General features: G+C 44.7%; 20 protein-coding genes and 1 pseudogene. 10 read left to right on the top strand and 11 right to left on the bottom strand.

Annotated features, from left to right (window positions below):
- Window positions 1–23 precede the first annotated feature (23 nt).
- The 5 genes from JFU01_RS04935 to JFU01_RS04915 form a co-directional block, all read right to left on the bottom strand.
- Window positions 24–2591, bottom strand: coding sequence for a sigma 54-interacting transcriptional regulator (locus JFU01_RS04935; RefSeq protein WP_195856051.1), 2568 nt, complete (start codon window positions 2589–2591; stop codon window positions 24–26).
- A 97-nt stretch (window positions 2592–2688) separates the two neighbouring features.
- A complete protein-coding gene (locus JFU01_RS04930; protein WP_013669410.1) occupies window positions 2689–3537 on the bottom strand; it encodes a PTS system mannose/fructose/sorbose family transporter subunit IID in 849 nt (282 codons plus the stop codon).
- Window positions 3534–4352, bottom strand: a complete 819-nt coding sequence (locus tag JFU01_RS04925) for a PTS mannose/fructose/sorbose/N-acetylgalactosamine transporter subunit IIC (RefSeq protein WP_195856050.1) — start codon at window positions 4350–4352, stop codon at window positions 3534–3536. Before JFU01_RS04925 ends, JFU01_RS04930 begins: the two co-directional genes overlap by 4 nt.
- A 22-nt stretch (window positions 4353–4374) precedes the next feature.
- Window positions 4375–4869, bottom strand: a complete 495-nt coding sequence (locus JFU01_RS04920; protein ID WP_195856049.1) for a PTS system mannose/fructose/N-acetylgalactosamine-transporter subunit IIB — start codon at window positions 4867–4869, stop codon at window positions 4375–4377.
- 24 nt (window positions 4870–4893) lie between these two features.
- On the bottom strand, window positions 4894–5313 hold the full coding sequence (locus JFU01_RS04915; RefSeq protein ID WP_195856048.1) for a PTS sugar transporter subunit IIA: 420 nt from the start codon (window positions 5311–5313) through the stop codon (window positions 4894–4896).
- Between the two features lie 130 nt (window positions 5314–5443).
- On the opposite strand from JFU01_RS04915, the gene rpoN reads away from it, so the two are divergent.
- A complete protein-coding gene (rpoN, locus tag JFU01_RS04910) occupies window positions 5444–6775 on the top strand; it encodes an RNA polymerase factor sigma-54 (protein WP_195856047.1) in 1332 nt (443 codons plus the stop codon).
- Between the two features lie 128 nt (window positions 6776–6903).
- Here rpoN and JFU01_RS04905 read toward each other — a convergent pair whose 3' ends face one another.
- The 6 genes from JFU01_RS04905 to rpmH form a co-directional block, all read right to left on the bottom strand.
- Window positions 6904–8118 carry an acyl-CoA dehydrogenase family protein gene (locus JFU01_RS04905; protein WP_195856046.1) on the bottom strand — a complete coding sequence of 405 codons (1215 nt, stop codon included), beginning with the start codon at window positions 8116–8118 and terminating at the stop codon, window positions 6904–6906.
- A gap of 103 nt (window positions 8119–8221) precedes the next feature.
- Window positions 8222–9139: a 3-hydroxyacyl-CoA dehydrogenase family protein gene (locus tag JFU01_RS04900; protein ID WP_195856045.1), complete on the bottom strand. Its 918-nt coding sequence runs from the start codon at window positions 9137–9139 to the stop codon at window positions 8222–8224.
- A gap of 601 nt (window positions 9140–9740) precedes the next feature.
- Complete coding sequence (gene jag, locus JFU01_RS04895) at window positions 9741–10748, bottom strand: RNA-binding cell elongation regulator Jag/EloR (protein WP_195856044.1); 1008 nt, start codon at window positions 10746–10748, stop codon at window positions 9741–9743.
- A 15-nt stretch (window positions 10749–10763) separates the two neighbouring features.
- Window positions 10764–11618: a membrane protein insertase YidC gene (gene yidC / locus JFU01_RS04890; RefSeq protein WP_315861740.1), complete on the bottom strand. Its 855-nt coding sequence runs from the start codon at window positions 11616–11618 to the stop codon at window positions 10764–10766.
- Window positions 11608–11994: a ribonuclease P protein component gene (gene rnpA / locus JFU01_RS04885; RefSeq protein ID WP_064293045.1), complete on the bottom strand. Its 387-nt coding sequence runs from the start codon at window positions 11992–11994 to the stop codon at window positions 11608–11610. The genes yidC and rnpA overlap by 11 nt, the downstream gene beginning before the upstream one ends.
- 51 nt (window positions 11995–12045) lie before the next feature.
- Window positions 12046–12180, bottom strand: coding sequence for a 50S ribosomal protein L34 (rpmH, locus tag JFU01_RS04880; RefSeq protein ID WP_013669588.1), 135 nt, complete (start codon window positions 12178–12180; stop codon window positions 12046–12048).
- A 370-nt stretch (window positions 12181–12550) separates the two neighbouring features.
- On the opposite strand from rpmH, the gene lpdA reads away from it, so the two are divergent.
- From lpdA to JFU01_RS04840, 9 genes and pseudogenes are all read left to right on the top strand, one after another.
- On the top strand, window positions 12551–13966 hold the full coding sequence (gene lpdA / locus JFU01_RS04875; protein WP_198434194.1) for a dihydrolipoyl dehydrogenase: 1416 nt from the start codon (window positions 12551–12553) through the stop codon (window positions 13964–13966).
- 77 nt (window positions 13967–14043) lie between these two features.
- A complete protein-coding gene (locus tag JFU01_RS04870) occupies window positions 14044–15030 on the top strand; it encodes a thiamine pyrophosphate-dependent dehydrogenase E1 component subunit alpha (RefSeq protein WP_195856042.1) in 987 nt (328 codons plus the stop codon).
- A gap of 33 nt (window positions 15031–15063) precedes the next feature.
- Window positions 15064–16053, top strand: a complete 990-nt coding sequence (locus tag JFU01_RS04865; RefSeq protein WP_195856041.1) for an alpha-ketoacid dehydrogenase subunit beta — start codon at window positions 15064–15066, stop codon at window positions 16051–16053.
- Window positions 16054–16096: 43 nt separating this feature from the next.
- Window positions 16097–16741, top strand: a pseudogene (locus JFU01_RS09005) (E3 binding domain-containing protein); the annotation flags it as partial.
- 87 nt (window positions 16742–16828) lie between these two features.
- On the top strand, window positions 16829–17548 hold the full coding sequence (locus JFU01_RS09000) for a dihydrolipoamide acetyltransferase family protein (RefSeq protein WP_374990111.1): 720 nt from the start codon (window positions 16829–16831) through the stop codon (window positions 17546–17548).
- A 75-nt stretch (window positions 17549–17623) separates the two neighbouring features.
- Complete coding sequence (locus tag JFU01_RS04855) at window positions 17624–18673, top strand: PTS sugar transporter subunit IIC (RefSeq protein WP_195856039.1); 1050 nt, start codon at window positions 17624–17626, stop codon at window positions 18671–18673.
- A 1190-nt stretch (window positions 18674–19863) separates the two neighbouring features.
- Window positions 19864–21216, top strand: coding sequence for a chromosomal replication initiator protein DnaA (gene dnaA / locus JFU01_RS04850; RefSeq protein WP_195856038.1), 1353 nt, complete (start codon window positions 19864–19866; stop codon window positions 21214–21216).
- Window positions 21217–21461: 245 nt separating this feature from the next.
- Window positions 21462–22613 carry a DNA polymerase III subunit beta gene (gene dnaN, locus JFU01_RS04845; protein ID WP_195856037.1) on the top strand — a complete coding sequence of 384 codons (1152 nt, stop codon included), beginning with the start codon at window positions 21462–21464 and terminating at the stop codon, window positions 22611–22613.
- Between the two features lie 313 nt (window positions 22614–22926).
- Window positions 22927–24261, top strand: a complete 1335-nt coding sequence (locus JFU01_RS04840) for an FAD-binding oxidoreductase (RefSeq protein WP_195856036.1) — start codon at window positions 22927–22929, stop codon at window positions 24259–24261.
- Window positions 24262–24346 lie beyond the last annotated feature (85 nt).

The raw sequence follows: 24346 nt of genomic DNA, 5'->3' as shown, positions 1-24346 counted from the left end.
ACTTTTAAGAATACTGCCAAGACTTACTTAGAATAACCTCTTTCTTTTTGACTTTCCTGGTAACTGCTTAGCATGGCATAGATGCTATAAATTTCCCAATCATTAACTTCTATACGATAAAACTGCTTCAAGGGATAGAGAATCGTATTTAAGTAGTTATAAAAAGGTTTATTATTTAAACGCAATTGGTGAATATCAACCGCCAGTTCATAATCCACCGGGTCTAAAATAATCCGTTCAATCATCAAGGCTAAGTGCATGGTCAAGGTAAAATTAATCTTGGGTGGAAGCTCAATTTGAAAACGGTCTTCAATCTTTTCAATGACGCCGGTCACTTGGGTAATAATGACTTCTGGGTTTAAGAATTCCAAACGGGATGACAAGCCCTCCACAGAAAAGAACTTGAGAAAGTCCTTAAACAAAACTTGGAGGTCGGTTAGAGCCACAATATCTTTAAAATAGATACTCAAGTTTTCAAAATCATTCTCTAAGAGTTCCAGTAAATTCACATTTTTGACCCGACCCTGGCAATCCAAGGGCGTGGTGGTTAGGACAAAATAAGTGGCATCAAAGTAATTTTCATTGATATCCTGCTGGTGAATTAAATGAAGGAGCTCATTATAGTTCATCACGATGGTTTTAATATTAGGCTTCAAATACTTTTTCAAAATATCAGCCATTCCCTCAGCCAGTTCTTCTCCAGAAATACTGGAAATAATAATATTCTTTTGAATATCAAAACCTTCAAAGAACTGAACCTTTGGTGAAAACTTACCCTCGGTTTCTTCAATAAAATCGGTCATTGAACGTTTTTGGATCAGGTAATTACCAATTTCTAGCGCCAAGGCAGTACTTAGCTGGTTAATCACAAAGAGTTCCCCGCGAATTTCCGGTTTCAGCCCCTTATAGAGGGTGGTCAGTGACCCCATATCCACCAACATAATGATCCCCGACAAAGTCTGATGGTCATCCATCCACTCCTTGACCCGAGCGATCACATCATGAACTGAAGCGGAAAAAGGCATATTAATGGCATCAAAAATATAATTGTCATTTAATTGGTTGGCCACCTTTTGGATGCTGGAAGCCGTCGAATCCCCATGAGCCACTAATAAGGCATGGTAGGCAAGATTTTCATTGACTGCATCCAAGAGCAAGAGGCTTAAATACCAGACCAAGTTCTTATAAGCCTTGGGATCAAGCCCTTTACAGAGTTCCCTGGCCAAGGAATAGGTTCTCGAATAACCGGCAAGGATTTGCTTTTTTATATGACTAGGAAAAGTAATTTCTTGCAGGTAAGATTGGTAGGAACTATAAAAACGAATAAAAGTTTCGACATGGCCAGCGATAATATTTTTCCCTAAGATGTCTTGGCAGGACTTCACCAAGGTCTGATAGAGAATCACCGGTTCCAAATTAGACTGTTCGATATTATTTAAGTGGTCTTGGGTAAAACCTATAAAATCCGAGCGGACACTATAAATCGACTCTTGATCAAAGACCTTCTGTAAGGGCTTAATAATCAATTGCTCAATATCTTCTTGGCGTTTAGACGTTCCTTCTTTAACATCTATAGTTAAGACATGGTTAATATGATCTTGGTTTGAAATCAAGAGAAAATCCGCATTTTCCTGGTATTCAAAGGCTTGGGCACATAATAATTGAATATTATTGTAGAGCGAGCCGATATTTCCAGGATATTTTTGATTGACGAGAAATTCAAAGTCGCCAATGTCAATTTTAATGGGTAAGTCCAAGCGCTTGGACTCCTTGCGAAAGAGGGTTTCCACTAGCTTAATCCGCTCATCATAGGGCCTTTGATGGAAGTCGGGAAGCTTAATGGTTAAGGGAATCCGCCGATAAAATGTGGGCAAAAGGACCTTTTCAGGGTCCTCCGAAGTGGCTAGGACCAACCGCACCTTGGAATAAACTTCCTCATTTTCCTCGCCCAGAGGTCGGAAATAACCCTTATCGAGAAACTGAAAGAGCTTCTCTTGGTTTTCATAAGAGAGGCGGTGAACTTCGTCTAAAAACAAGAGTCCCTGGTCAGCAGTTTTTAAGAGGCCATCCCGTTTACTATCGGCCCCGGTAAAGGCCCCCTTGACATGTCCAAATAGAAGCGACGACATTAACTCAGGGTTATTGGCATAGTCCGCACAATTAAAGACGGTAAAACGTTCTGAACAAGACTTATTCAAGGCATGAAGTTGCTTATAAATCAATTGAGCCAAAAACGACTTGCCTACCCCAGAATTTCCATTTAATAAAATCGGCAAACCAATGGGTGGGTAATTGACGGCTGCTTTGATTTGTTTAATTTCTTCCTTAACCGAGCCTTGACTACCAATAAATTGAGCAAAATAATCAGTCTGTTCTTGGCTTTCTTCTAGATGATGACCTTGAACAGCTAAAGACCAATAAACAGGGCGTGAATCGGACTTGTCTACCTTGCCGAGTTTGGCTAAATTATTGAGATAATTACTGGTTAAGGACCGGCTGCGACCAATCGCCTCACTCAAAGCTTTAGTACTTAAGGGCTGGGACTGCTGTAAAAGGATATTCATTAATTCTTTTTGAATGTCTTTCTTCACGATAACTACCCCGTTTCTAGAAAAAAGCTACGCTTAAACCGTAGCTTTTTACTTTGTGATTTTTGTCACACTATCTATTAAAGGATAAATTTTACTATTATACAACCCCTAAAAGACCCAGAACGACTGAAAGGAGAATAATTCCTAGCATAATCCAGTTAACATTCACGCGTTTATTCCGAATTAAGTAGAAGGCTAATAGGGTCACGGCCATTGGCACTAAGCCTTTAAAGAGTTGGTCCAAGTATTCTTGAATTAAAATTGGATCGCCACCACCGTTAACGGCAACTGATAGCGTGGTTTTAAATTTAACATGGGAAGCTGTCATCGACCCAACCATCATCAATCCCAGCATGGAAGAAGCTTTGGTAATGACTTTCATGGCTCCAGATTCATAGACCTTGCGGATAAAGTTGGTCCCGAGCGAGTAACCAATATCTAGCATATAGTAATGAATTAGGAAGGCTGGAATATTGTACAGTAGTAGGAAAATAATCGCTCCTAAAGGCGACCCAGTCGAAGCAATGGATATCCCAATCCCTGCGGCAATCACCCGTAAAATCCCCCAGAAGAAGGAATCCCCAATCCCTGAGATTGGTCCCATCAAGGAGGTTTTTACCGCGGTAATGGAGTTAGGGTCAAAGTCATCGGACTCAGCATTGGATCTTTCCATAGCGGCAACAATCCCAGTAATCAGGTTATTTAAGTGCATGGTGGCATTGTACCAAGTGGTATGACGCACCAAGGCATCCGCCTTTTCTTTATCGGTTTTATAGAAACGGTTAATGGCAGGTAAGAGGGTATAAATCAAACCAATGGCGTGGTATTGGTAGGCCCCGGTCCGACTCATATTAATGGTCCAAGACCGCCAAAACATCGACCGCAACATCTTTTTATCTTCAATTTCTTCAGGGCTTTGTGCCTTTTTTTGACCTAATAATTTCATGAGAAAAAGTCATCCTCCTCTGCTTGATCGCTGCTTTCAAAATGATTGCTTGGTGACGTTGCTTGTCGTAAACTTCTTAATTCGTTCAGTTCTAGGTCACGTTGAGCGCTGACTAGACAGATCACAAAACCAAGAGCCGCAACAGCAACAGCTGGTAATTTCAAGTAGGCAGTTAGAATAAAACCAAGTAGGTAGAAGACAGCTAATTTATTATTCCATAAGAGCTTCATTAAGAGGGCAAAACCAACAGCAGGTAAGAGCCCACCAGCAGCCTTCAAACCATTCATTAAGGCTTCAGGGATATTATTCACTAATTGTTCAATCGGACCACTTCCGGCAAGAACCCCGATAAAGGTGATGGAAGCTAGGATAAAGAAGTAGACCACGAAACTAAAGTAATGCAAGAAGACAATGCCTTTTTGATTATTTTCTCTAGCAAATTTATCCAGGGCGGGAGCAAAGATGTTCATAAAGACGTTCTTCAAAAACATCACTACGAAAGCGGCTAACATACCAATAGGGATCGCTAAGGTAATGGCTGCTTGTTGTTCAACATTAGAAATAATAGCAAAGGTTACGGCCAGAGCAGTCGCGGTAACCGGTTCAGCGGAAATCACCCCACCGATATTGACGTTACCCATAAAGACGGCTTCTAAGGCAGCCCCGATTAAAATACCTGTCGTCATGTCTCCCATACATAAGCCCGTCACCAAACCAACCACTAAGGGCCGTTCGATCATGGATTGACCCGTCAAGTAAGTGACTGATGAACAGAAGAAGACAATGAAAAAGGCAATTATTACATAAGTAAGCATAATTAAATTCCTTTCTAAATTTTTATAGACTTGCTAAGGCTTCAGCGAGATCTTTCTTGGTATTACTTGGTAAGACTTGGTGAAAACTATCGACTTTCAGTTGAGAAAGATCTTTAGCTGCTTGTAATTCAGTTGGGTTCAATTGCACACTGGAAAAAGGAGCAACCTTTTCAGCAGGATCCGTTTGGTCAAAACGGCCGACATTGGCCACATTCACAGCTTCAATATCCTCAACTGCCTCAGCAATTTGATAAGCGTCAGAAACCTTATTGACAATCACGAATAATTTCCGATCAGTGGCTCTAGGGTCTTGGCAAACCTTAATGGCGTCAGCCACTGAACGAATCAACAATTTAGAGCCTTCTGGCACCGCCATCTTCAAGGTCATTTGGGTAATTTCATCACTAGCTGCCGCATCATTGGCTACGATAATTAAGGGGGTATTCAATTCCTTGGTCCACACCACAGCAACTTGGCCATGGATTAAGCGGTCATCAACACGAATTTGGGTAATCATTGTAAAAATCTCCATTCTATTGGCTTAAGCAAAGAAGTCATCATCGGACTCCTCGGCTTCTAACTGAACTAATTTAACAGCACTTTCTTCGATTGCGGTGCGTAAGCTGGCTTCACTCACGGCTTCAGGTGAAAGTAAGACACTCAGGATAACGCCTAGGTTAGCATTACTGATCACATAGACCTGCTTGGCCTTATCACTATGTAAACACTTGGAAACGACCCGTTGGTTAACCGAACCTCCAAAAATATCGGTAAAGATAATGCCTTGGTCTTCGGCCTCAATATCGGCTAAGAATTGGTCAATTTGACTGCTATAATCTTCATCCGTGACATAAGCATCAATCACTTGGACTTGGTCTTCTAGACCCGTGAGGATCTTAATCGACGATTTAACACCCGATGCCAAGTGTCCGTGAGAAGCAATTAATATTTTCTTGGTCATCAACTGACCTCCTTTCTCAATCTCTTACTTTATATATAGCAATTTATATGCCAAAACTTTCCTGTTATAATAATAAACAAAGATTGTTATAGTGTTTATAATCACTGATTAGTGTTTAAGGAGTTCTTTTATGGCTATCAATTATCGCACCCAGCAAAAGATCAAAGAAAAATTATCCCCCTATGTCAAAACTCAATTGGTCCATGCCAGCCGACTCTTACAAAAGAACCAAGTCGACTTAATCAGCGAATTGAACAACTACTATGAAAGCAATCCCTTTATCGAGATCAGCGAAAATCAAGAAGTCCAATCCACCTTTACTCATGAGGCGAGTGACTATTCCTTAACAGATACTTTGGCTGATTCCCATGCTGTATCCTTGGATGACTACCTGATTCAGCAAGTCAGTGGGATGTCTTTATCTGCCCATGAAAAACGGCAAATGACTTATTTAATTGGTCAACTGGACCAAGACGGCTACTACCGCAAGGAAGACCTGGCCACCCGCCAACTCTTTGCTTGGAGTCAAGCTGAATTAGAGACCTATTTAAGTATCCTGCAAAGCCTAGAACCCAAAGGCATCGGCGCCCGTAATTTACAAGAGTGTCTAGCTTTACAGGCCAAGGCCCTCCCTGACGGGCAATTAGTGGAGACATTAATCAATGATCACTTAGAAGACCTGGCCCAGGGAAACTTTGACAAAATCGCTCAGCAAGAAAGCATCCCTCTAGACCAGGTAGAAGCAGGCTTTATACAGATTCAAAGTCTGGAACCCCGGCCAGCTCGTCATTTTTCTCATGATATCCCTGCCTACACCCTGCCCGATATTATTGTGAAGGCAAAAAATGGGGAAGTAAGCTTTCAAGTTTCTAAGGACTACCTCCCCCAAATAAGCTTTAAGCAAGATTACTACCAAGCCATGACAGCAAAAAGCCCTGATGAGGAAACTCTTACCTATCTCAAAGACAAAAAGCGAGAATTCGACTGGCTGGTCTTCTCACTCAAGAAAAGAGACCAACTGCTCCTAAAAATTAGCCAATACTTGGTCCAGTACCAAGCCGCCTATTTAAATCAGCAAGAGAACCAACTCCGCCCCCTGTCACAAAAAGAACTGGCCCAGGCACTGAATTACGACGAATCGACCATTTCCCGGGCCATTACGGACAAGTACTTGCAATATAATCAGCGGATATTGAGTTTCCACGACCTCCTAGCTAATAAAGTTTCCGTCAATGGCGAAGCCCTAACCCGACAACAAGCAGAAAAATTTATTCGCCAAATCATTGATCAGGAATACCCCCACCATCCCCTAAGCGACCAAGCCATTAGTGATCACTTAGCCCTCCACAACTATTACCTATCCCGCCGGACTGTTGCCAAGTACCGCCAAGCCATGGGGATTCCCGGGGCACGAAGGAGAAAACGACAAAAGCTCGCCCTGGAAAATAAAAATCAGACATAACAAGCTTATTAAGGGAATTTATCGACAAATAAAAAGTGCCTCCATCACTCATCAGTGAAAGAGACACTTTTTTCGTCTTGTTATATTATTCGGCTGAGTTTTAGCCCAGCGCTTAATTATCGAAAACTTTAGATAAAGGCTTGTTGGCCAGTGTAGTAACGACCAATAATGAGGGAGTTAACCTCGTGGGTCCCTTCATAGGTGTACATCCCTTCAATATCCGCCATAAAGCGTGGCACATCGTATTCCAAGAGAATGCCGTTACCCCCACAGACTTCCCGAGCTAAAGCAGCATTTTCACGAGCCCGGTAGCCGTTATGCATCTTGGCCATAGAAGAGTTCTCTTCTTTGTAGATACCACGTTCTTGTTGTTGGGCTAATCTCACTGCAATCGCTAGGGTAGCTTGAGCGTTCATTGCCATGCAGGACAATTTTTCTTGGATCAATTGAAAGCTAGCCACAGTCTTACCGAAGGCTTCCCGTTCCCGGGTGTACTTCAAGGCTGCTTCAAAGGCACCAGCTGTCGCACCTGCCAGTAACCAAGCCACGTCAGACCGGGTGTTGCGAAGGATGTTCGCTGCGTCCTTCCAAGAGTTCACATTTTGCGCCCGTTGAGACTCAGGCACTTTAACATCGGTATAAATAATTTCCGCATTAGGCATCATCCGGAAGAAGGCTTTAGGTTCAGTGTTGAAGGTTTCGACCCCTTCACTTTCCCGTTCCACAAAGAACATCTTCACTTGGCCATCGTCCACATCACGAGCAAAGAAAGCGTGCCACTTAGCTAGGGTTCCGCCACCGATCCATTTCTTATGACCATTCAGGATCCAGGTGTCGCCTTCCCGTTTAGCGGTGGCTTCCATCCCACCGGCAATATCAGACCCGTGTTCAGGTTCGGTCATGGCTAAGACACCCTTACCTTCCCAGCTGAGGACGCCAGGCATGAGTTTTTCTTGCTGTTCCTTGCTGCCCCCAATTTTGACACATTCGTGGAAGAGGCCCCCATTAGAAGTATAGAAGGTCCCAATCACCGGGTCCGTTTTGGCGAGAGTATAAGCCCGGAAGCCCCGGAAGAGTTGGCTGATGGTCCCATCTTCACGCCCTTCTAATAATTTAGGGTTTTGAATAAGGTCAATATCAATAATTTTTTGCATTTCTTCCAGTGGGAAAGTTGCCTTGTCCCAGTGTTCATCGAGGACGGGGTAGATGTCTTCTTTGAGAACCTTTTCAACCTCTTGTAGAACTTCTCTTTCCCCATCGGTTAAGTCTTCGGCATAATTATAAAGGTCGGAATAAAACATTTTTTCAACTGCATCAATGTCTGCTCTAGATTCTTTAACCATAATCGTTCTCCTTGTCCTTTAATTCGCTCACATGCCCTCCAAGCCGCTGGGGATATTAATTTCTCCCCAAGACTAGCGCTTTTTGGGCCGTTTGGTCATCTCACTATTTTCCTTGTAACTTTTCTTGGTTTTTGGCTTGTTCAGAAGGTAACTGCTTGCCATCTTCATCGTAGTCGTAGAAGCCCTTGCCTGCTTTCTTACCGAAGCGACCAGCCCGCATCATATTCTTCATGGTAACTGGTGGAGTCCAGCGTGGGTCACCATACTCTTGTTCGAAGTATTCCATGACATAGTAACCAATATCTACCCCAGCATAGTCTTGGAGTTCAAATGACCCCATGGGGTGGTTTAAGCCATAGCGCATGGCCTTGTCAATGTCTTCTGGAGTAGCAATGCCTTCTTCGAGCACCTTGATAGCCTCGATCATTTGAGGAATCATGATCCGGTTAACGATGAAACCTGGGGAGTCTTTATGAACGGTCACGGTTTCTTTACCGATACTTTCAGCAACTTCCCTAACCACGGCCACCGTCTCATCACTGCTTTCATAGCCATAGATAATTTCTACTAACTTCATCACTTGTGGTGGGTTGAAGAAGTGCATCCCCGCAAAACGACTAGGATCTTCTAAGGCACTAGCAATTTCGGTAATGGATAGGGAAGAGGTATTGGTCGCTAGGACAATGTCATCACGGACAATGCCTTCCACTTCTTTAAAGACTTCTTGTTTGAGCTCCATTTTTTCTAGAACCGCTTCAACTACGAAGTCTACATCTTTGAAATCTTTTAAGTCAGTAGTCCCGGTGATGCGGCTAAGAACTTCTTCCTTGTCCGCTTCATCTAATTTCCCCCGTTTCACACTGCCGTCGAGGAATTTACTAATCCGATCTATCCCCCCTTGGACAAACTTGTCTTCAATATCTCTTAAGATCACCTGGTAACCATTGGAAGCAAACACGTTGGCAATCCCTGCCCCCATTGAGCCGGCTCCAATCACTCCAATTGTTTTGATCTCTGACATAAAAAAGCACTTCCTTTCTTTGGATTTATTATCTTCACAAGTATTGTAGCTAAAATGTAAGCGCTTTATTAGTTATATGCTTGTGCTGTTATTCTTTATCTAGCCATTAAAAGCACTATCACTAAGCCAAGATCATCAGGTAAAGTGATTTCACAAGCCCTCTCTTAGCCTTGATAAAAAATAAACATAAAGAAAAAAGCCAAAAAATAAATATCTTATTTTTTGACTCATCGCTCCTCTAAAAGGCGTATTTATACAATTTTTGTATTATTAACTGACTTAGTATAAAAGTTCTAGCTTATTATTGCTGTTGGTGAGCATTAATTAAGCAAGATTTCTCTTGATAAGAAGCTATGAGCATGAGTGGCGCTTTGAAATTAGTCGTTAGCCGTGAATAAGCAAGCGATGTGAATTACGTTTAGTAGGCTTTAGCCGTACTAAACGTTTGAAGCTCGCTAGGCGAGAGATCTCAGCTCGAGCCGTTGCCACGGCTCTTTAACGACTAAATTTCAAAAGCAGAACGAATGCTCACTAACATTATTTATTAAAGAATCAAAAAACTCCAGCGCCATCAGACACTGGAGTTCTTCTTACCATATCACTAGTCCTTATAGGATACGACCATATAACGATGAGGGTCGCGGCCTTGGGACTGGGTTTTAATATGACTGTATTTGGATAGGCAGCGGTGAATAATCTTCCGTTCACGCGCTGGCAAGGGACTCAAGGTGACGTCTTCACGTTCCACGGTCACTTGGTCAGCGGTTCTTTCCGCCAATTTTTCCAAGGTTTGCTCACGACGTTCCCGGTAGTCGCCCACATTCACTTCAACAGCTACGCGTTTGCGCACATGGGAATGGGTGAGAATCTGAGCCAGGGTTTCTAAGGAATTGATAATCTTACCATGCTTACCAATCACTAAGCCCGGTTTATCGGTATTAATATGGAAGATAATTAAGTCATCCATATCTTCAACATCAATAGTCACATCCACCAGGTAGGCTTCCATGACATCGATGAGATAGTGGGCCACATCTTCAACGCCCCAGTCGAAAGGATAAGAAGCCTCTTCTGCTTCTTCTTCCTCATCTTCTTCATAGTCTGCGTCTTGGGACTGACTGTCAGTTGTTGAGTAGTCAGCTGCTAGTGATTCGCTAGCTGGCTCACTTTGACTTGCCACTGGCTCTAATTCAGCGCCGTCACTTGCATCAGCTGGGCTAGCGCTTTGACTATCGAGTGTATACGCTACTTGGCTGTCACTGCTTGATTCACTAGTCGCTTGGCTGGCAGCACTTTGGCTATCATCGAGCGCTTCAACCACAGTCGCTTCTTCGACCACTTCAGTAGTGGCCGGCACTGTATCAGCTGCCGGGTCAGTAACTGTTTCTGCTTCAACAGCGACTTCAGCCACAATCTCATCAACACTGGGTTCACCATCAGCTAGGCTGACTTGAATAATGGCTGGTTGGCTACCAAAACCAAAGAAACCTTTTTTAGGCTCTTGGAGGACTTTGACATCTTCCATCGGGATGTCACTGACTTGGAGCCCTTCTTTAGCTGCTGCGATCGCCTCTTCAACGCTGGCGCCTTGATAAGTTTCTAATTTCATATTTGATGCTCCTTATTACTTACGCTTTTTACCTCGTGGATTGCGACGGGCTTTCTCTAAGCGCCGTTCCAAATCTCTTTCCTTGGCCTCTTCTTCGTGGCGGGCCCTTTGTTTTTGATAAGGATTGTTGATCAATAGGGTTTGGCCAATGGTAAAGACATTGGCAGTTGCCATGTATAAGGCCAAAGCACTCGGTAAGTTCATCATAACAAAGAAAATAAAGACAGGCATAACGTATTGCATGGCTGTCATCGACCCTGATTTAATTCCTGAAGCAATCTGACTGAGGTGGGTCGAATACCAAATCGATACCGCTGCAATAATTGGCAATATGAAGTAAGGGTCTGGCTTCCCTAATTCCATCCATAAGAAATGCCCATTGGTTAAGGCCTCTGTCCGACTAATGGCTTGGTAGAGGGCCGTCAGAATCGGAAGTTGGATTAATAAGGGGAGACAGCCAGCAAATTGGTTGGTATCATACTTCTCTTGCAGTTTGGCGGTCTCTTCTTGGAGTTTTTGTTGGGTTTCCGCATCACGGGAAGCATACTTTTCTTGCAGGGCCCGAAGTTCAGGCTGCATCTTTTGCATCTTCTCCGTGTTCTTCATTTGTAAGCTATAGAGCGGGGTTAAGAGGAGGCGGGCCAAGATGGTGAAGACAATAATCCCCATCCCGTAACTATTTCCAAAGACTCCTGATAACCAAATAATGATTTGTGATAGGTTGTAGAGCACATAACGGTCCCAAAAGCCCGTGGAATCGGCTGTAATTGGCTCCATACCACCGGCTCTGGCGCACCCACTCAGAACCAGGACTCCGACTAAGAGCATCCCCAGAACTAGCAGGTGTTTTTTATTTTGTTTAATTTTCACTTTCTGCCCTCTCGTTTCTTTCTACTGGCCTAGACGGGTCAGTGTGGAAGAGGCCCTGTAAGCGCATGACGTGGATCAAACTGGACTTGACCTGGTCTTGGCTCATCGCCTTGGTTGGCTTACGGGCAATGATGATAAAATCGACATTGCTTTTAATATAGGGTTTTAACTCGGTCAGTGCCTGGCGGATTAACCGTTTCACCCGGTTGCGGGTCACCGCATTGCCGATCTTTTTTCCCACAGAGAGTCCAACCCGAAAATGTTTTTGCTCTTTTTCGATGGAGTAGACTACAAATTGCCGATTCGCCTTGCTATCTCCTTGGTGGAAAACCAAGCTAAAATCTTTTTCTGACTTGACTCGGTAGCTCTTGCGCATTGTATTCCCTCCTCGACACTAAATAAAAAAAGACCACAGCGCTTTGTGGTCTTATGCTGAAAGTCGTTTTCTGCCTTTTTGACGACGACGCGCTAAAACGTGACGACCATTTTTTGTACTCATACGGTTGCGGAAGCCATGTTTCTTTTGACGACGACGTTTATTTGGTTGATAAGTTCTCTTCATGAATGACACCTCCTATGATATGGGAATGGTTATATCTAATAACAATCTTTCACATTATACCGAACAACTGAAATAAGATCAATAGAAATCTAAAAAAAAATTCACCAACTGACTCATCTTTTTCTAAAAAATATAGCCTTCTCAGCAGTCTTATAAACAGGCTTTCTAGTCGGCAAACAATTAATAGTTTCTTCTTATTAATTAAGTCCAACCTTTGCGAAATGACCTAAGGCTTAGTATAATAAAAGTGAAAAAAGAAAGCGCTTACTTGTTACAAATCCATATCTTTTCGCCTCTTTTTAACTTCAAGTAGATAAACCGTAAATAAAGCTAATTATTCAAGTCAGGTGTATAGAAAGAAAGGTGACGGTTGATGATCAATACAGATTTAGTCGTACTCGGCGGTGGACCCGCCGGCTATGTGGCCGCTATCCAAGCAGCCAAACTCGGCTTAGAAGTTTACTTAATCGAAGAGGATAAAGTGGGAGGAACCTGTTTGAATCGAGGGTGTATCCCTACCAAAGCCCTCTTACAGGCCGCCCATGTGAAAGACACGGTCGACCAGGCCCAAGCCTTTGGCATTGAAAGTGGGGGCCAGTCCCAGGTCAAAATGGAAAAAGTCCAGTCCTATAAAAATGCCGTGGTTAAACAATTAGTGACCGGGGTGGCAGGCTTGGTCAAGAAAAACAAGGTCCACCTCCTAAAGGGTCACGGAGCCGTTCTAGGACCTTCGATCTTCTCTCCCAATTCTGGCGCCATTGCAGTAAGCCCGAATGATCCTGAGGAAGAAGAAAGTATTATCGTTCCCAAAAATGTCATCATAGCTACTGGGTCACGGAACAAAAACCTGCCCAATATTACGATTGATGAGGAATATATCCTCTCTTCCACCGGGCTCTTAGAGATTGCAGAAATCCCTAAGTCCATTGCCATTATTGGGGGCGGGGTCATTGGGGTAGAATTTGCCTCTTTCCTGGCCCGGATGGGAAGCCAGGTCACCATTACCGAATACCTGGACCGGCTCTTAGCCAATGAAGGCAAAAACATCTCCCAAGCCCTGGCCAAGGCCTTTAAAGATCAAGGCATCACACTGAAGCTCAGTTGTCAGGTCGACCAAGCCCAGGTCAAAGATGGCCAGGTTCTAGTCTCCATGAACCAGGGGCAAGAACAGGAAGTCTTTGACAAGGTTTTGGTGGCTGTTGGTCGCGAACCTAACATAGATAACATTGGTCTTCATAATACCTCCATTAAATACGATAAGAATGGGATTGAGGTCAACCAGCACTACCAAACCAAGGAAGGCCATATTTATGCCATTGGCGACGCTATTAATACCCTGCAACTGGCCCATGTGGCCATGGCTGAAGCCAAGTGCGCCGTCGATCACATCGTCAAGAAAAGCAGTGATCCGCTTAACTACACCATGCTGCCGCGGTGTGTCTATAGTTCCCCAGAAATTGCCAGCGTAGGTTATAACCAAGACAACCTCCCCGAAGACGTTGAAGCCAAGGTCGGCCACTTCCCCCTAGCAGGTAACGGCAAGGCCTTGATCGAGAAAGCCAGTGATGGTTTTATTGAAGTCATCCGCGACCAAGCCACCGACGACTTACTGGGCATCACGATTTTTGGTCCCCATGCTTCCGAAATGATCAGTGAAGGCAGCCTGGGACTCTACCTCAATGCCGCCAATGAGGAAGTCGCCACCACCGTCCACCCTCACCCGAGCTTCTCAGAAGCCCTCCAAGAAGCCGCTTTAGACGCTATGGAAATGGCCATTCACAAGTAAATTACAGTCACAAAGGATATAGTAGCCAATAAAAATTAATTTGTCATGATTAGTAAGTAGAAAGTGAGTTGACTATCATGGAAAAATTAGCAAGTACTGGTCTAAGTAAAGAAGCCATTATCGAGGCTTATAAGCATGTGGTCCGGAGCCGTTTACTCGACGAACGGATCTGGCAATTAACCCGGATTGGTAAGACTTCCTTTAATATTTCTGGTCAAGGTCATGAAGTCGGTCTAGTGGCTATGGCTTTAGCCTTTGACCATGACAAGGATTTCTTCCTACCTTATTATCGGGACATGACTGCCTGCATGGTGTGGGGCATGTCCTGTACCGATGTTCTCCTAGCCACCTTTGGTAAAGACGCTGATCCCAACTCTCACGGCCGGCAGATGCCTAACCACTTCGGCTCCAAAGAACATAATATTGTTAGCCACTCCTCCCCAGTGTCCACCCAATACCCTGTGGCTGCGGGTGTCGCCCTAGCCAACAAACTGGATGGGTCTGACAGCATTGCCCTGACAACAACGGGTGAAGGTTCCTTTAACCAAGGGGAATGTGCTGAAGCCATGAACATTAGCGGGGTTATGCAACTCCCTGTCATTTTTGTGGTGGAAAATAATGGCTATGCCATCTCCGTTCCTGCCAAACACCAATATCATGCCGAATCCTTAGCCCTAAGAGGCCCTGGCTATGGTTTTGAAGGCGAACGCGTGGACGGCTTTGACTTTGCCCAAACCTACAAGGCCTTCAAAAAAGTTGTAGAAAAGGTCCGCCAAGGCGGGGGCCCACACTTAATTGAACTCATGGTCACCCGGTTAACCAGTCACTCCTCCGATGACGACCAAACTGTCTACCGGTCTCCTGAAGAACTGGAAGAGGTTAAAGCCAACGACCCGATTAAGAAATTTAAAGCACAACTTATCGAGGAAGGCTATCTGACTGAAGCAGAAAACGAAAAAATCTACCAAGAACTCCAAGCGGAAGTCGACCAAGCCACTGATGAAGCGGAAGCCAGCCCTGATCCGACGCCAGAATCACTCTATGAACAAGTCTATGCCGACTAATTTCTTTATATAATAGGAAAGGAATGACTCAAGATGACAGAAATAACTTACTTAGAGGCCTTAAACCAAGGTATTGATGAAGAAATGGCCCGCGACGATAAGGTCCTCATCTTTGGTGAAGACGTTGGTGGGGAAAAAGGTGGGGTTTTCGGGGTCTCCAAAGGCCTAGCCGCTAAATACGGGGATGACCGGGTCTTCTCCAGCCCCCTCACCGAAATTGCTATCGCTGGTTTAACGGTGGGCTTAGGGATTAAAGGCTACCGGGCCATTGGTGAATTCCAATTTGCGGACTATATCCTTCCAGCTGTTAACCAAATTAACTCTGAAGCCGCTAGGATGCGTTACCGGACCAAGGGCGACTGGACCACACCGATTGTCTTTCGCGCCCCTTATGGAGCTGGTGTCCGCGGTGGTTTCTACCATTCCCAAACCACCGACAAGGTCTTTGCTGGTCAACCGGGACTAAGGATTGTGACCCCTTCCACTGTCTATGACGCTAAGGGCATGATCAAGGCCGCTATCCGCTCCGATGACCCTGTCCTCTTCTATGAACACAAACGCCTCTACCGGCTCTTAAAAGATGAAATTCCTAGCGAAGACTATACCGTTCCTTTAGACAAGGCTAATGTCCTCCGCCAAGGGGACGATATTACTGTGATTGCCTACGGGATTGTCCTCCAATACGCCCTCAAAGCGGCTGAACGCTTAAGTGAAGAAGAAGGCATTGAATGTGAAGTCGTTGATGTGAGAAGTCTCTACCCACTAGATAAAGACACCCTGGTGGAAGCGGCTAAGAAAACCGGTAAGGTCCTCTTGGTTACTGAAGACAATAAGGAAGGCGCGATAATGAGTGAAATTGCTGCCATTATTGCTGAAGAAGCCCTCTTCGACTTGGATGCGCCCATCCGCCGTTTAGCTGGCCCAGATGTGCCTACTGTGGGCTATGCCCTAAACTTAGAACGTGAATTCTTAGTCGATGAGGACAAGGTCTACCAAGCCATGAAAGAGCTCGCTGAATTCTAACCATAGCTAAGACTTGTCATCAAGCAGAAGGGAGCTTAAACTAATGACTAAAAAAATCATCAAGATGCCGGCCCTAGGCGAAAGTGTTCACGAAGCGACCATTAACGCCTGGCTAGTCAAAGCCGGCGATACCGTTAAAAAATACGACCCACTTGCGGAAGTGATCTCTGACAAGGTCACCACCGAGGTCCCCTCCGAATATAGTGGGGTGGTCGACGAATTGTTGGTTGATGAAGATGAAGAAATCCCTATTGGCCAAGCCATCCTGTCAATTATTGTCGATGGGGATGGCCCAGACGACCAAGCCGAAGCCCATTCTACAGAAACTAGTGACCAAGAGCGGGCGGATGAGGCAAAAGAGGAAGCCAAGCCAACTCAAAATCTCAACTATTCCCCTGCTGTCGTTCGTTTGGCCCAGGAGAAAGGAATCGATCTCAAGCAAGTCACCGGGACTGGCAAAAATGGTCGGATTACCAAAAAAGATGTCCTCAAGGCCGCTGATCAAAGCGAAAGTAGCGGTCAAAGCACAAAAGTAAATGAAGCTAAATTGTCAAATGATTCAGAAAAATCAAAATTTGATAGCCGATACTCACCAGCTGTGCTAAAATTAGCACAGACGCATAATATTGATTTGTCTCAGTTGGTGGGAACTGGTGCTAAAGGGCGCATCACGCGAAAAGATGTCCTAGCGGCACTTGAGTCGGGATCAAGCCCAGACCAAACTGCCAGCCAGTCTGAAAGCAGCAGCCCAATTGATCAGTCAGCCAAAACTCCTGTGAGTCAACCAAGTCAATCTCAAGACCAAGTCACACCAGCCGATGGTATCCGTAAGGCCATTGCTAAACAAATGACCAAGTCCTACCAAGAGATTCCCCATGCTTGGATGATGGTAGAAGCTGACGTGACCAATATCGTTAATTTACGCAATCATTTGAAAGATTCCTACCAGGATAATGAAGGGATCCACCTCTCTTACTTCCCATTCTTTGTGAAAGCAGTGACCCAAGCCCTAAAACAACACCCACTGCTTAACGCCAGTTGGCAAGAAGATGGGATTCACTACCATAAAGACATTAACTTATCGATAGCAGTAGCTACCGAAGACCATCTTTATGTACCAGTGATTAAGCAGGCGGACCGTCTATCCATCAATGGAATCGCCCATGAAATTGACCGCCTCGCCCAAGCCGTTAAAAACGGTGAGGCAACCAGCCAAGACATGCAAGGCGGGACCTTTACCGTAAATAATACGGGGGTCTTCGGTTCGGTCCAATCCATGGGAATCATTAATCCACCACAAGCTGCGATTCTTCAAGTCGAATCGATTAAGAAGCGCCTTCTTGTCAGTGATGACGGTAATTTCAAAATGGCCGACATGGTTAACCTCTGTCTCTCCATTGACCATCGTCTCCTCGACGGTTTAGAGGCCGGTCGCTTCTTACAAGATGTGGTCCACAATTTAGCTCAATTCAGCCAAGAAACAGAGATATATTAATGCGCTTCTTAGACTCTAGCGACAGTCTTTAACTGAGAGTCAACCAATTATTTCTAGAGAAGAAGGAGTGACAATATGAGTGAAGAAACACAAATGACCCCTAAGGTCTTTCTTAATAAAGTATTGAATGGGACAGCGACAGGAGTGGTTATTGGTTTAATTCCTAATGCCGTTTTATCCGGGATTTTAAAATATTTTACCCACATTCCCCTAGCCGTTACCATTTCTCAAATTGCCGTAATTTTCCAATTAGCTACCCCGCTTTTGATTGGGGCCTTAATCGCCATGCAATTTGGCTTCAAGCCCATGCAAGTCATGGTGACCGCTGGAGCCAGTTTCGTGGGATCGGGAGTTATTCAATATAACCCTGAAGCCAAGGCCTATATCGGTGCAGGAACCGGGGACTTGATCAATACCATGATCACCGCCGCGATCGCGGTTCTGGTCTTACTTTGGGTCAAAGATAAATTTGGCTCCACCGCTGTGATTGCTATGCCGATCTTAGTGGGGTGTGGAGTAGCCTTGATCGGGGTCCTCTTACTACCTATTATTGCTAAATTCACTGGCGCCATCGGTAGTGTCATTAACAGCTTTACCAATCTACAACCGATCCTAATGACTATCTTGATCTCCTGTTCATTCGCGATGTTGATTATCTCACCCATTTCAACCGTGGCGATCGGTCTAGCTATCCAACTCGATGGGATTGCTGCTGGGGCAGCTTCCATGGGGGTTGCGGCAACCACAGTCGTTTTAGTGGTTCATTCTTGGAAAGTCAATGAATCCGGGGTTACCCTAGCCATTGCCTTAGGGGCTATGAAGATGATGATGGCCAACTTATTCAAGTACCCAATCATCTTGGTACCTACCCTATTTACCGCAGTGATTACTGCTATTCCAGTAGCCCTCTTTAATATTTCCGGTACCCCACAATCCGCAGGTTTCGGTTTAGTGGGTATTGTCGGACCGCTAGCATCCTTCGATGCCGGCCTAAGTATTCCTTTAGTCATTCTCTCTTGGTTAATCATCCCTGTAGTCGTTGCCTTACTCAGCAAAGTTCTCTTTGAAAAAGTATTGAAATTATATGACGGTAACGTGGTCTTTGCTTACCAAGGTCAAGACTAAGATTTCTAACAAAGTCGAGCGCAAGCTCGGCTTTTTTTATGCTTATTTTTAAGTACTAACCCTCCGATTTCGTCCTTTTATGTGACTGTCACACTCTATAGTTGAGTTCGGAAGGGGGAGGGGATGTCCTTTCAAAAAAGTTGAACGACCAGCAAGTTGAGTTCGAACGCCAGCCTTGAAGTTGCTTCAGAAAATTCCAACGCACAGTCGTGCTGGGCTTTTGGTATTTTCCTCCAGCAATTCAAGTCTCTGACGGCGTCCTCACATCCTTATTTCTGGTCTTATCATCTTTTCCTCCAAGGAATCTCCCTCCCTGATCCTTCCTCACATCCTTTTCAAACCTGTTCCAAGTGCAGAGCAAGCGTCCGCTTCAGAAATATTTGTCAATCCTTTTCAAGGATTTCCGCATATTTCTTCCCGCGGTCTTGCTCTTTTACGCACTTGTCACACTCTCTTCAAACCTGTTCCTGGTGCAAGGCAAGCGTCCACTTCACTAAAGGTCGACAAATTCTTTTCACGAATTTTTTCGACCTTTAGCTCCAGTTGCTATAGCTGTTCGAAGCGTAGCGAGTTACAGGTATAGTATGCGTAGCGGTCTTGCCTTTTGATGCACCAGTCACAGGACGAACGTCCGCTTCACACAGGGTGTGAGACTTGGCGCCTAGGCTTGGATGATTGGAACAAGTCAGAATAAAAGCGAAACATTCGCTTGTTTCTGACTTGTGAAATCACTCCAAGTCTGCCAAGTCGAACCCAACTAAAACTGGTAACGCTCAGACTAGCTGAGCTTATCCCAGTTTTCTCCAGCGGTCTTGCCTTTTGATGCACCAGTCACACTCTTTAAAATCCCCAAAAGTGGATAAGTTTTCCCAGGGGGAGTGGACAGAGCTTACTGTCTATAACTTATCCCAAGGGCTTTTAACAGACTTCTACACAATCCACAGCAAGGGGAGAAGTTATCCACAGCTGTGAATTCTTTTGCTAAATCTGTGTGTAGTCAAGTTTTTGCCTCAGGGTATTATCCACAGTCGAACAAGTTTTCCCCTGTAACCCGCTAACTATACACAGATTGTGGATAAGTCTATGAACAACTTGGGAAAACTTTTATCCCCAGGTCGAATAAATGTGGATAACTTTTCCGCTTCATGGTAAACTAAAAGAGACTATTTCTATAGAAAGGAGTCGTTTCGATGGATCCTTTACAGGAACTTTGGCAAGTGGTGAGCGAATATTTTCGTGAACACTTGACCAAGGGAAGTTTCGATACCTGGATTCTGGGCCTCAAGCCCCTCCGGATGGATCATGATGTCTTATACATCGAAGCTGTTTCCCAACTGCACAAAAAACACATTGAATCCAATTATATGATGCAGTTGCAACAGGTGATTTATGACTATCTGGGCCGGGAAATTCGGATCGAAATTACACTCGACAACCAACAAACGGGGAGCAATCATTTAGACTTCGGACCAGCAGCCAATCCTGGCCAAGCCCAAGTAGACAATCGAACCGCTAACCGCCACAGCGACTTAAACCCTAAATACACCTTCGAAAACTTTGTGGTAGGTGAAGGGAATAAAATGGCCCACGCCGCTGCCTTAGCGGTGGCAGAAGGGCCGGGACGGGACTACAACCCCCTCTTCTTCTATGGGGGTGTAGGACTAGGAAAAACCCATCTCATGCAAGCGATTGGCCACGAAGTCTTACGGACTCATCCTGACGCTATTGTCAAATACGTCACCAGTGAGACCTTTACCAACGACTTTATTGAAGCGATTCGGACCAATACCATGCCGGACTTCCACCAAGCCTACCGTCATGTGGACATGCTCTTAGTCGATGATATTCAATTTATCGGTAACAAGCAGTCGACCCAGGAAGAGTTCTTCCATACCTTTAACGCTCTCTACAATAATAATAAGCATATCGTCCTCACCAGTGACCGCGATGCCAGTCAAATTCCTGAGTTAGAAGACCGGCTGGTTTCCCGCTTTAAACAAGGTTTATCGACGGATATCACCCCACCCGACTTGGAAACCCGGATTGCCATTTTGCGCAACAAAGCCAAGGTGAACGGCATTGATATTCCAGATGAGACCCTCTCCTATATCGCTGGTCAAATTGATACCAATATTCGCGAGCTAGAGGGAGCCCTCACCAGTGTCCAAGCCTATGCGGTCATGAACCAAGAAGAACTCAGTCCGGATGTCGCCGCGCGGGCCTTATCCAATTATCGCGACGCCAACACCAAAAAGGTGCCAAGTATTGCTGAAATTCAAGAAACCGTAGCCGATTACTTTGACCTGACTGTGGCCGATTTAAAAGGGAAGAAACGGAAACGGGACATTGTCGTTCCTCGGCAAATTGCCATGTTCCTCTCGCGGGAAATTACCGACGCCTCCCTGCCTAAGATTGGCCAAGAATTCGGCGGCAAAGACCATACCACAGTCCTCCATGCCCATGAAAAAATCTCAGAAGCCATGAAATCAGCCACTGAGATTAAGGAAAATGTCGAAAGTATTCAAAATTTACTCAAACGTTAGCTTCCAAGCCGACTCTTCTATCATCAAGGCAGGCAAAGTAGGCTTTTTATGCTAAACTAATAAGAGAATAAGGCCTGTGGATAAATAGCTAAGTTGGGCACAAGCCTACCCACAACTTATCCACAAGTGGAAAAGTTTTAAGGTCACTTCTTTGAGGAAGTTTTCAACAGCTTCCACATGGCCTACTACTATTACTATACTATTAATATATATAAATAAGCACGCATCCAGCAAAGGAGCTTTTTATGAAATTTACAATTAAACGTTCCATCTTTGTTGATCATTTAAACAATGTCCAACGAGCGATTTCCTCACGGACAACTATTCCGATACTAACCGGAATTAAAATCGCTGTTCTGGATTCAGGAATCATCCTTACTGGTAGTGATTCAACCATTTCGATTGAAATTTATATTTCTAAAGAAGATGAAAGTAACCAGTTATCGATTGCTGAGACAGGGTCTATTGTTCTCCCCTCCCGTTTCCTCGGTGACATTGTCAAAAAATTACCTGAAGACCAACTGACCTTGGAAGTTCAAGAGAATTTACAAACTGTTATCCGTTCAGGAGAATCCGTCTTTAACCTTAATGGGACAGCCGGTAGTGAATACCCTACCTTACCTGAGATTGATGCCGATTCGACCTATGTCTTACCGGGCCATCTCTTTAAACGGGTGGTTAACCACACCATTATTTCGGTATCTAACCAACAAATCCGCCCACTCTTTACCGGGGTTCACTTTATCCTGGCCGATGAGCAACTGAAAGCGGTATCAACCGACTCCCACCGGCTCAGTCAACGGATTGTGCCATTGACCATGCCAGAAGAAAGCCAAGGTAAAGCTTTAGAGATCAATATTCCAGGACAAACCCTGACCGAACTCACCCGCCTAGTGGATGATAATGAAGATATTGAAATGATGGTCACCGATAACCAAGTCCTCTTTAAGATTGATAACGTCTACCTCTATTCCAGATTATTGGAAGGGAACTATCCCGATACCGACCGCTTGTTAAGCTTGGACTACAACACTAAAATTAAAGTCGATGCCCAAGAACTGGTTCATGCGGTAGAACGGGCCTTAATCTTAAGCCACCAAGGCAAGAATAATGTGGTTAAACTTTCCCTCTCCCAAGAAGAAGCCATTCTTTCCGGTCACTCTTCTGAGATTGGTTATGTTAAGGAAAGACTCAGTCTTTTAAGCTTTGAAGGCGATGACTTGGAAATTTCCTTTAACCCTGACTACTTACGGGAAGCTTTGCGGAGTTTTGGCGGCCAAGATGTGGTCATTCGTTTCGTTAACCCGACCCACTCCTTTATCTTGACCCCAAGTGAAGATGAAGATGAATTTAACATGGTTCAACTCATCACCCCAATCCGGACACCTGGTAATTAAGTGAATCATTAATAAAAAGACGAGTCTGGGACAAAAGTCTCAGACTCTTTTCAAAATACGAACTATCTAATCAAAACGTGTTCCAAAAGTCAGCCCTGACGTCCACTTCACGAACTATGTGCGATAGGCTTGCGCCTATCTTCCATAGTTTGTTCCAGTGGTTCAGGGCTCTTTTGACTTTTGTCACACTCTCGTCTTTTTTACTGGAATTTTTTTCTTTCAAAAGCTTATCTTGCTCAGTTTTAGACAAGCGTTTTCATTGCATGCTGAAACCGATTACTTTACTATAAAGTTAACAAAAGGAGGCATAACAATGACAATTGAAAGACAAGTTGACGACAAATATCTCACTACCTTTATCCATGAATCAGAAGCCGGCCATGCGGAAGGGATGATCTATCCTGAAAATGAAGAAGAAATCGTTGAAGCCGTAAAGAAAGCCCAGGCTGAAGGGAAGAAACTCGTGACCATTGGTGGGCATACGGCTCTGGCTGGTGGCACCTATCCTCAAGGTGAAATCCTCTTAAACCTAGAAAAAATGAATCAAATCCTCGATCTCGATAAGGAAACCTTGACCTTGACCGTGGAAGCGGGCGTGACTTTGAGCCAAGTCCGTGATTATTTAGCGGGTAGTGGCTACTTCTATGCCTCTGACCCAGGTGAAAAACGGGCTACCGTAGCGGGAAATGCGGCCACTAATGCTGGTGGGATGCGGGCCATTAAATATGGAGTGACCCGGGACAATATCCGTTCCATGCGGGTGGTTTTAGCCAATGGTGAAGTGATTAATGTGGGGAGCTTGAATAATAAGGATTCCTCAGGCTACGACTTGAAGGACCTCTTCATCGGTTCAGAAGGGACCTTGGGCATTATCAGTCAATTACAATTGAAATTGCGGGTAGAACCTAAATATGAGAACTCCCTTTTAATCGGTTTCGAACGCTTAGAAGAACTGGGACCAGTCATTTATGAAATCTTGCATTCCTCTGTGGCGCCTACTGCCCTGGAAATGTTTGAACACGATGCCATCACCTACGCTGAGGAACTGCTCGGTAAGGAAATGCCAAGTAAAACGGGGCAAGCCTTCCTCTTAGTCACCCTCAGCGGTAACCAGGAAGCGGCCATCCAAAAAGATCTGGAAAACTTGGAAGAAATCGCTCAAAATGCGGGGGCTTTAGCGACTGAGCTCTTAAGTGGTGAAGTGGAAAAAGGAGTCTGGGACATCCGTGACCATATTCTTTCAGGAATTTATAAGGCAGGCCCCATGCGCTTAGATGACCCTGTCGTTCCGGTCAATAAGATCACCCAAGCCATCAATAAATCCAAAGAGATTGCCGATGACTTAGGTATTGCCTCCACTTTCTTTGGTCATGCCGGCGATGGTAATATTCATATCTGCCTCATGAAGAAGGAACTCAGTGACCAAGAATGGGAAGACCGACTCCACCAATATGACCTCCGCCTTTATGACTTCTTAGCTGAAAATGGCGGCCTCCCTTCTGGAGAACATGGAATTGGTCTCGAACGGGTGAAATTCTTGCCCATCTTCTTCTCTGAAACGGAATTAAATACCATGAAAGCTATTAAAAAAGCCCTGGACCCCAATAACCTCCTCAACCCAGGCCGGGTCATTGAAGTAGACGAGTAAAAACGACAATTGAAAGCAAATGAAGCTGGGACGACATCCCGGCTTTTTTTTGCGGCTAAGGTCATAAGTAGAGAGACTGCTCGCC

It is taken from the genome of Aerococcus sp. Group 2, from assembly GCF_905125285.1.
GTDB lineage: Bacteria > Bacillota > Bacilli > Lactobacillales > Aerococcaceae > Aerococcus > Aerococcus urinae_E.
The sequence above is the reverse complement of the archived record's forward strand: the minus strand, read 5'-3'. Positions and strand labels throughout refer to the sequence as shown.

Excerpts from the sequence above, each read along its gene's own strand:
- JFU01_RS04930 (WP_013669410.1), bottom strand. The coding sequence starts at position 3,537 with ATGAAATTATTAGGTCAAAAAAAGGCACAAAGCCCTGAAGAAATTGAA.
- JFU01_RS04925 (WP_195856050.1), bottom strand. The coding sequence starts at position 4,352 with ATGCTTACTTATGTAATAATTGCCTTTTTCATTGTCTTCTTCTGTTCA.
- JFU01_RS04920 (WP_195856049.1), bottom strand. The coding sequence starts at position 4,869 with ATGATTACCCAAATTCGTGTTGATGACCGCTTAATCCATGGCCAAGTT.
- JFU01_RS04915 (WP_195856048.1), bottom strand. The coding sequence starts at position 5,313 with ATGACCAAGAAAATATTAATTGCTTCTCACGGACACTTGGCATCGGGT.
- rpoN (WP_195856047.1), top strand. The coding sequence starts at position 5,444 with ATGGCTATCAATTATCGCACCCAGCAAAAGATCAAAGAAAAATTATCC.
- JFU01_RS04905 (WP_195856046.1), bottom strand. The coding sequence starts at position 8,118 with ATGGTTAAAGAATCTAGAGCAGACATTGATGCAGTTGAAAAAATGTTT.
- JFU01_RS04900 (WP_195856045.1), bottom strand. The coding sequence starts at position 9,139 with ATGTCAGAGATCAAAACAATTGGAGTGATTGGAGCCGGCTCAATGGGG.
- jag (WP_195856044.1), bottom strand. The coding sequence starts at position 10,748 with ATGAAATTAGAAACTTATCAAGGCGCCAGCGTTGAAGAGGCGATCGCA.
- rnpA (WP_064293045.1), bottom strand. The coding sequence starts at position 11,994 with ATGCGCAAGAGCTACCGAGTCAAGTCAGAAAAAGATTTTAGCTTGGTT.
- rpmH (WP_013669588.1), bottom strand. The coding sequence starts at position 12,180 with ATGAAGAGAACTTATCAACCAAATAAACGTCGTCGTCAAAAGAAACAT.
- JFU01_RS04870 (WP_195856042.1), top strand. The coding sequence starts at position 14,044 with ATGGAAAAATTAGCAAGTACTGGTCTAAGTAAAGAAGCCATTATCGAG.
- JFU01_RS04865 (WP_195856041.1), top strand. The coding sequence starts at position 15,064 with ATGACAGAAATAACTTACTTAGAGGCCTTAAACCAAGGTATTGATGAA.
- JFU01_RS04855 (WP_195856039.1), top strand. The coding sequence starts at position 17,624 with ATGAGTGAAGAAACACAAATGACCCCTAAGGTCTTTCTTAATAAAGTA.
- dnaA (WP_195856038.1), top strand. The coding sequence starts at position 19,864 with ATGGATCCTTTACAGGAACTTTGGCAAGTGGTGAGCGAATATTTTCGT.
- dnaN (WP_195856037.1), top strand. The coding sequence starts at position 21,462 with ATGAAATTTACAATTAAACGTTCCATCTTTGTTGATCATTTAAACAAT.
- JFU01_RS04840 (WP_195856036.1), top strand. The coding sequence starts at position 22,927 with ATGACAATTGAAAGACAAGTTGACGACAAATATCTCACTACCTTTATC.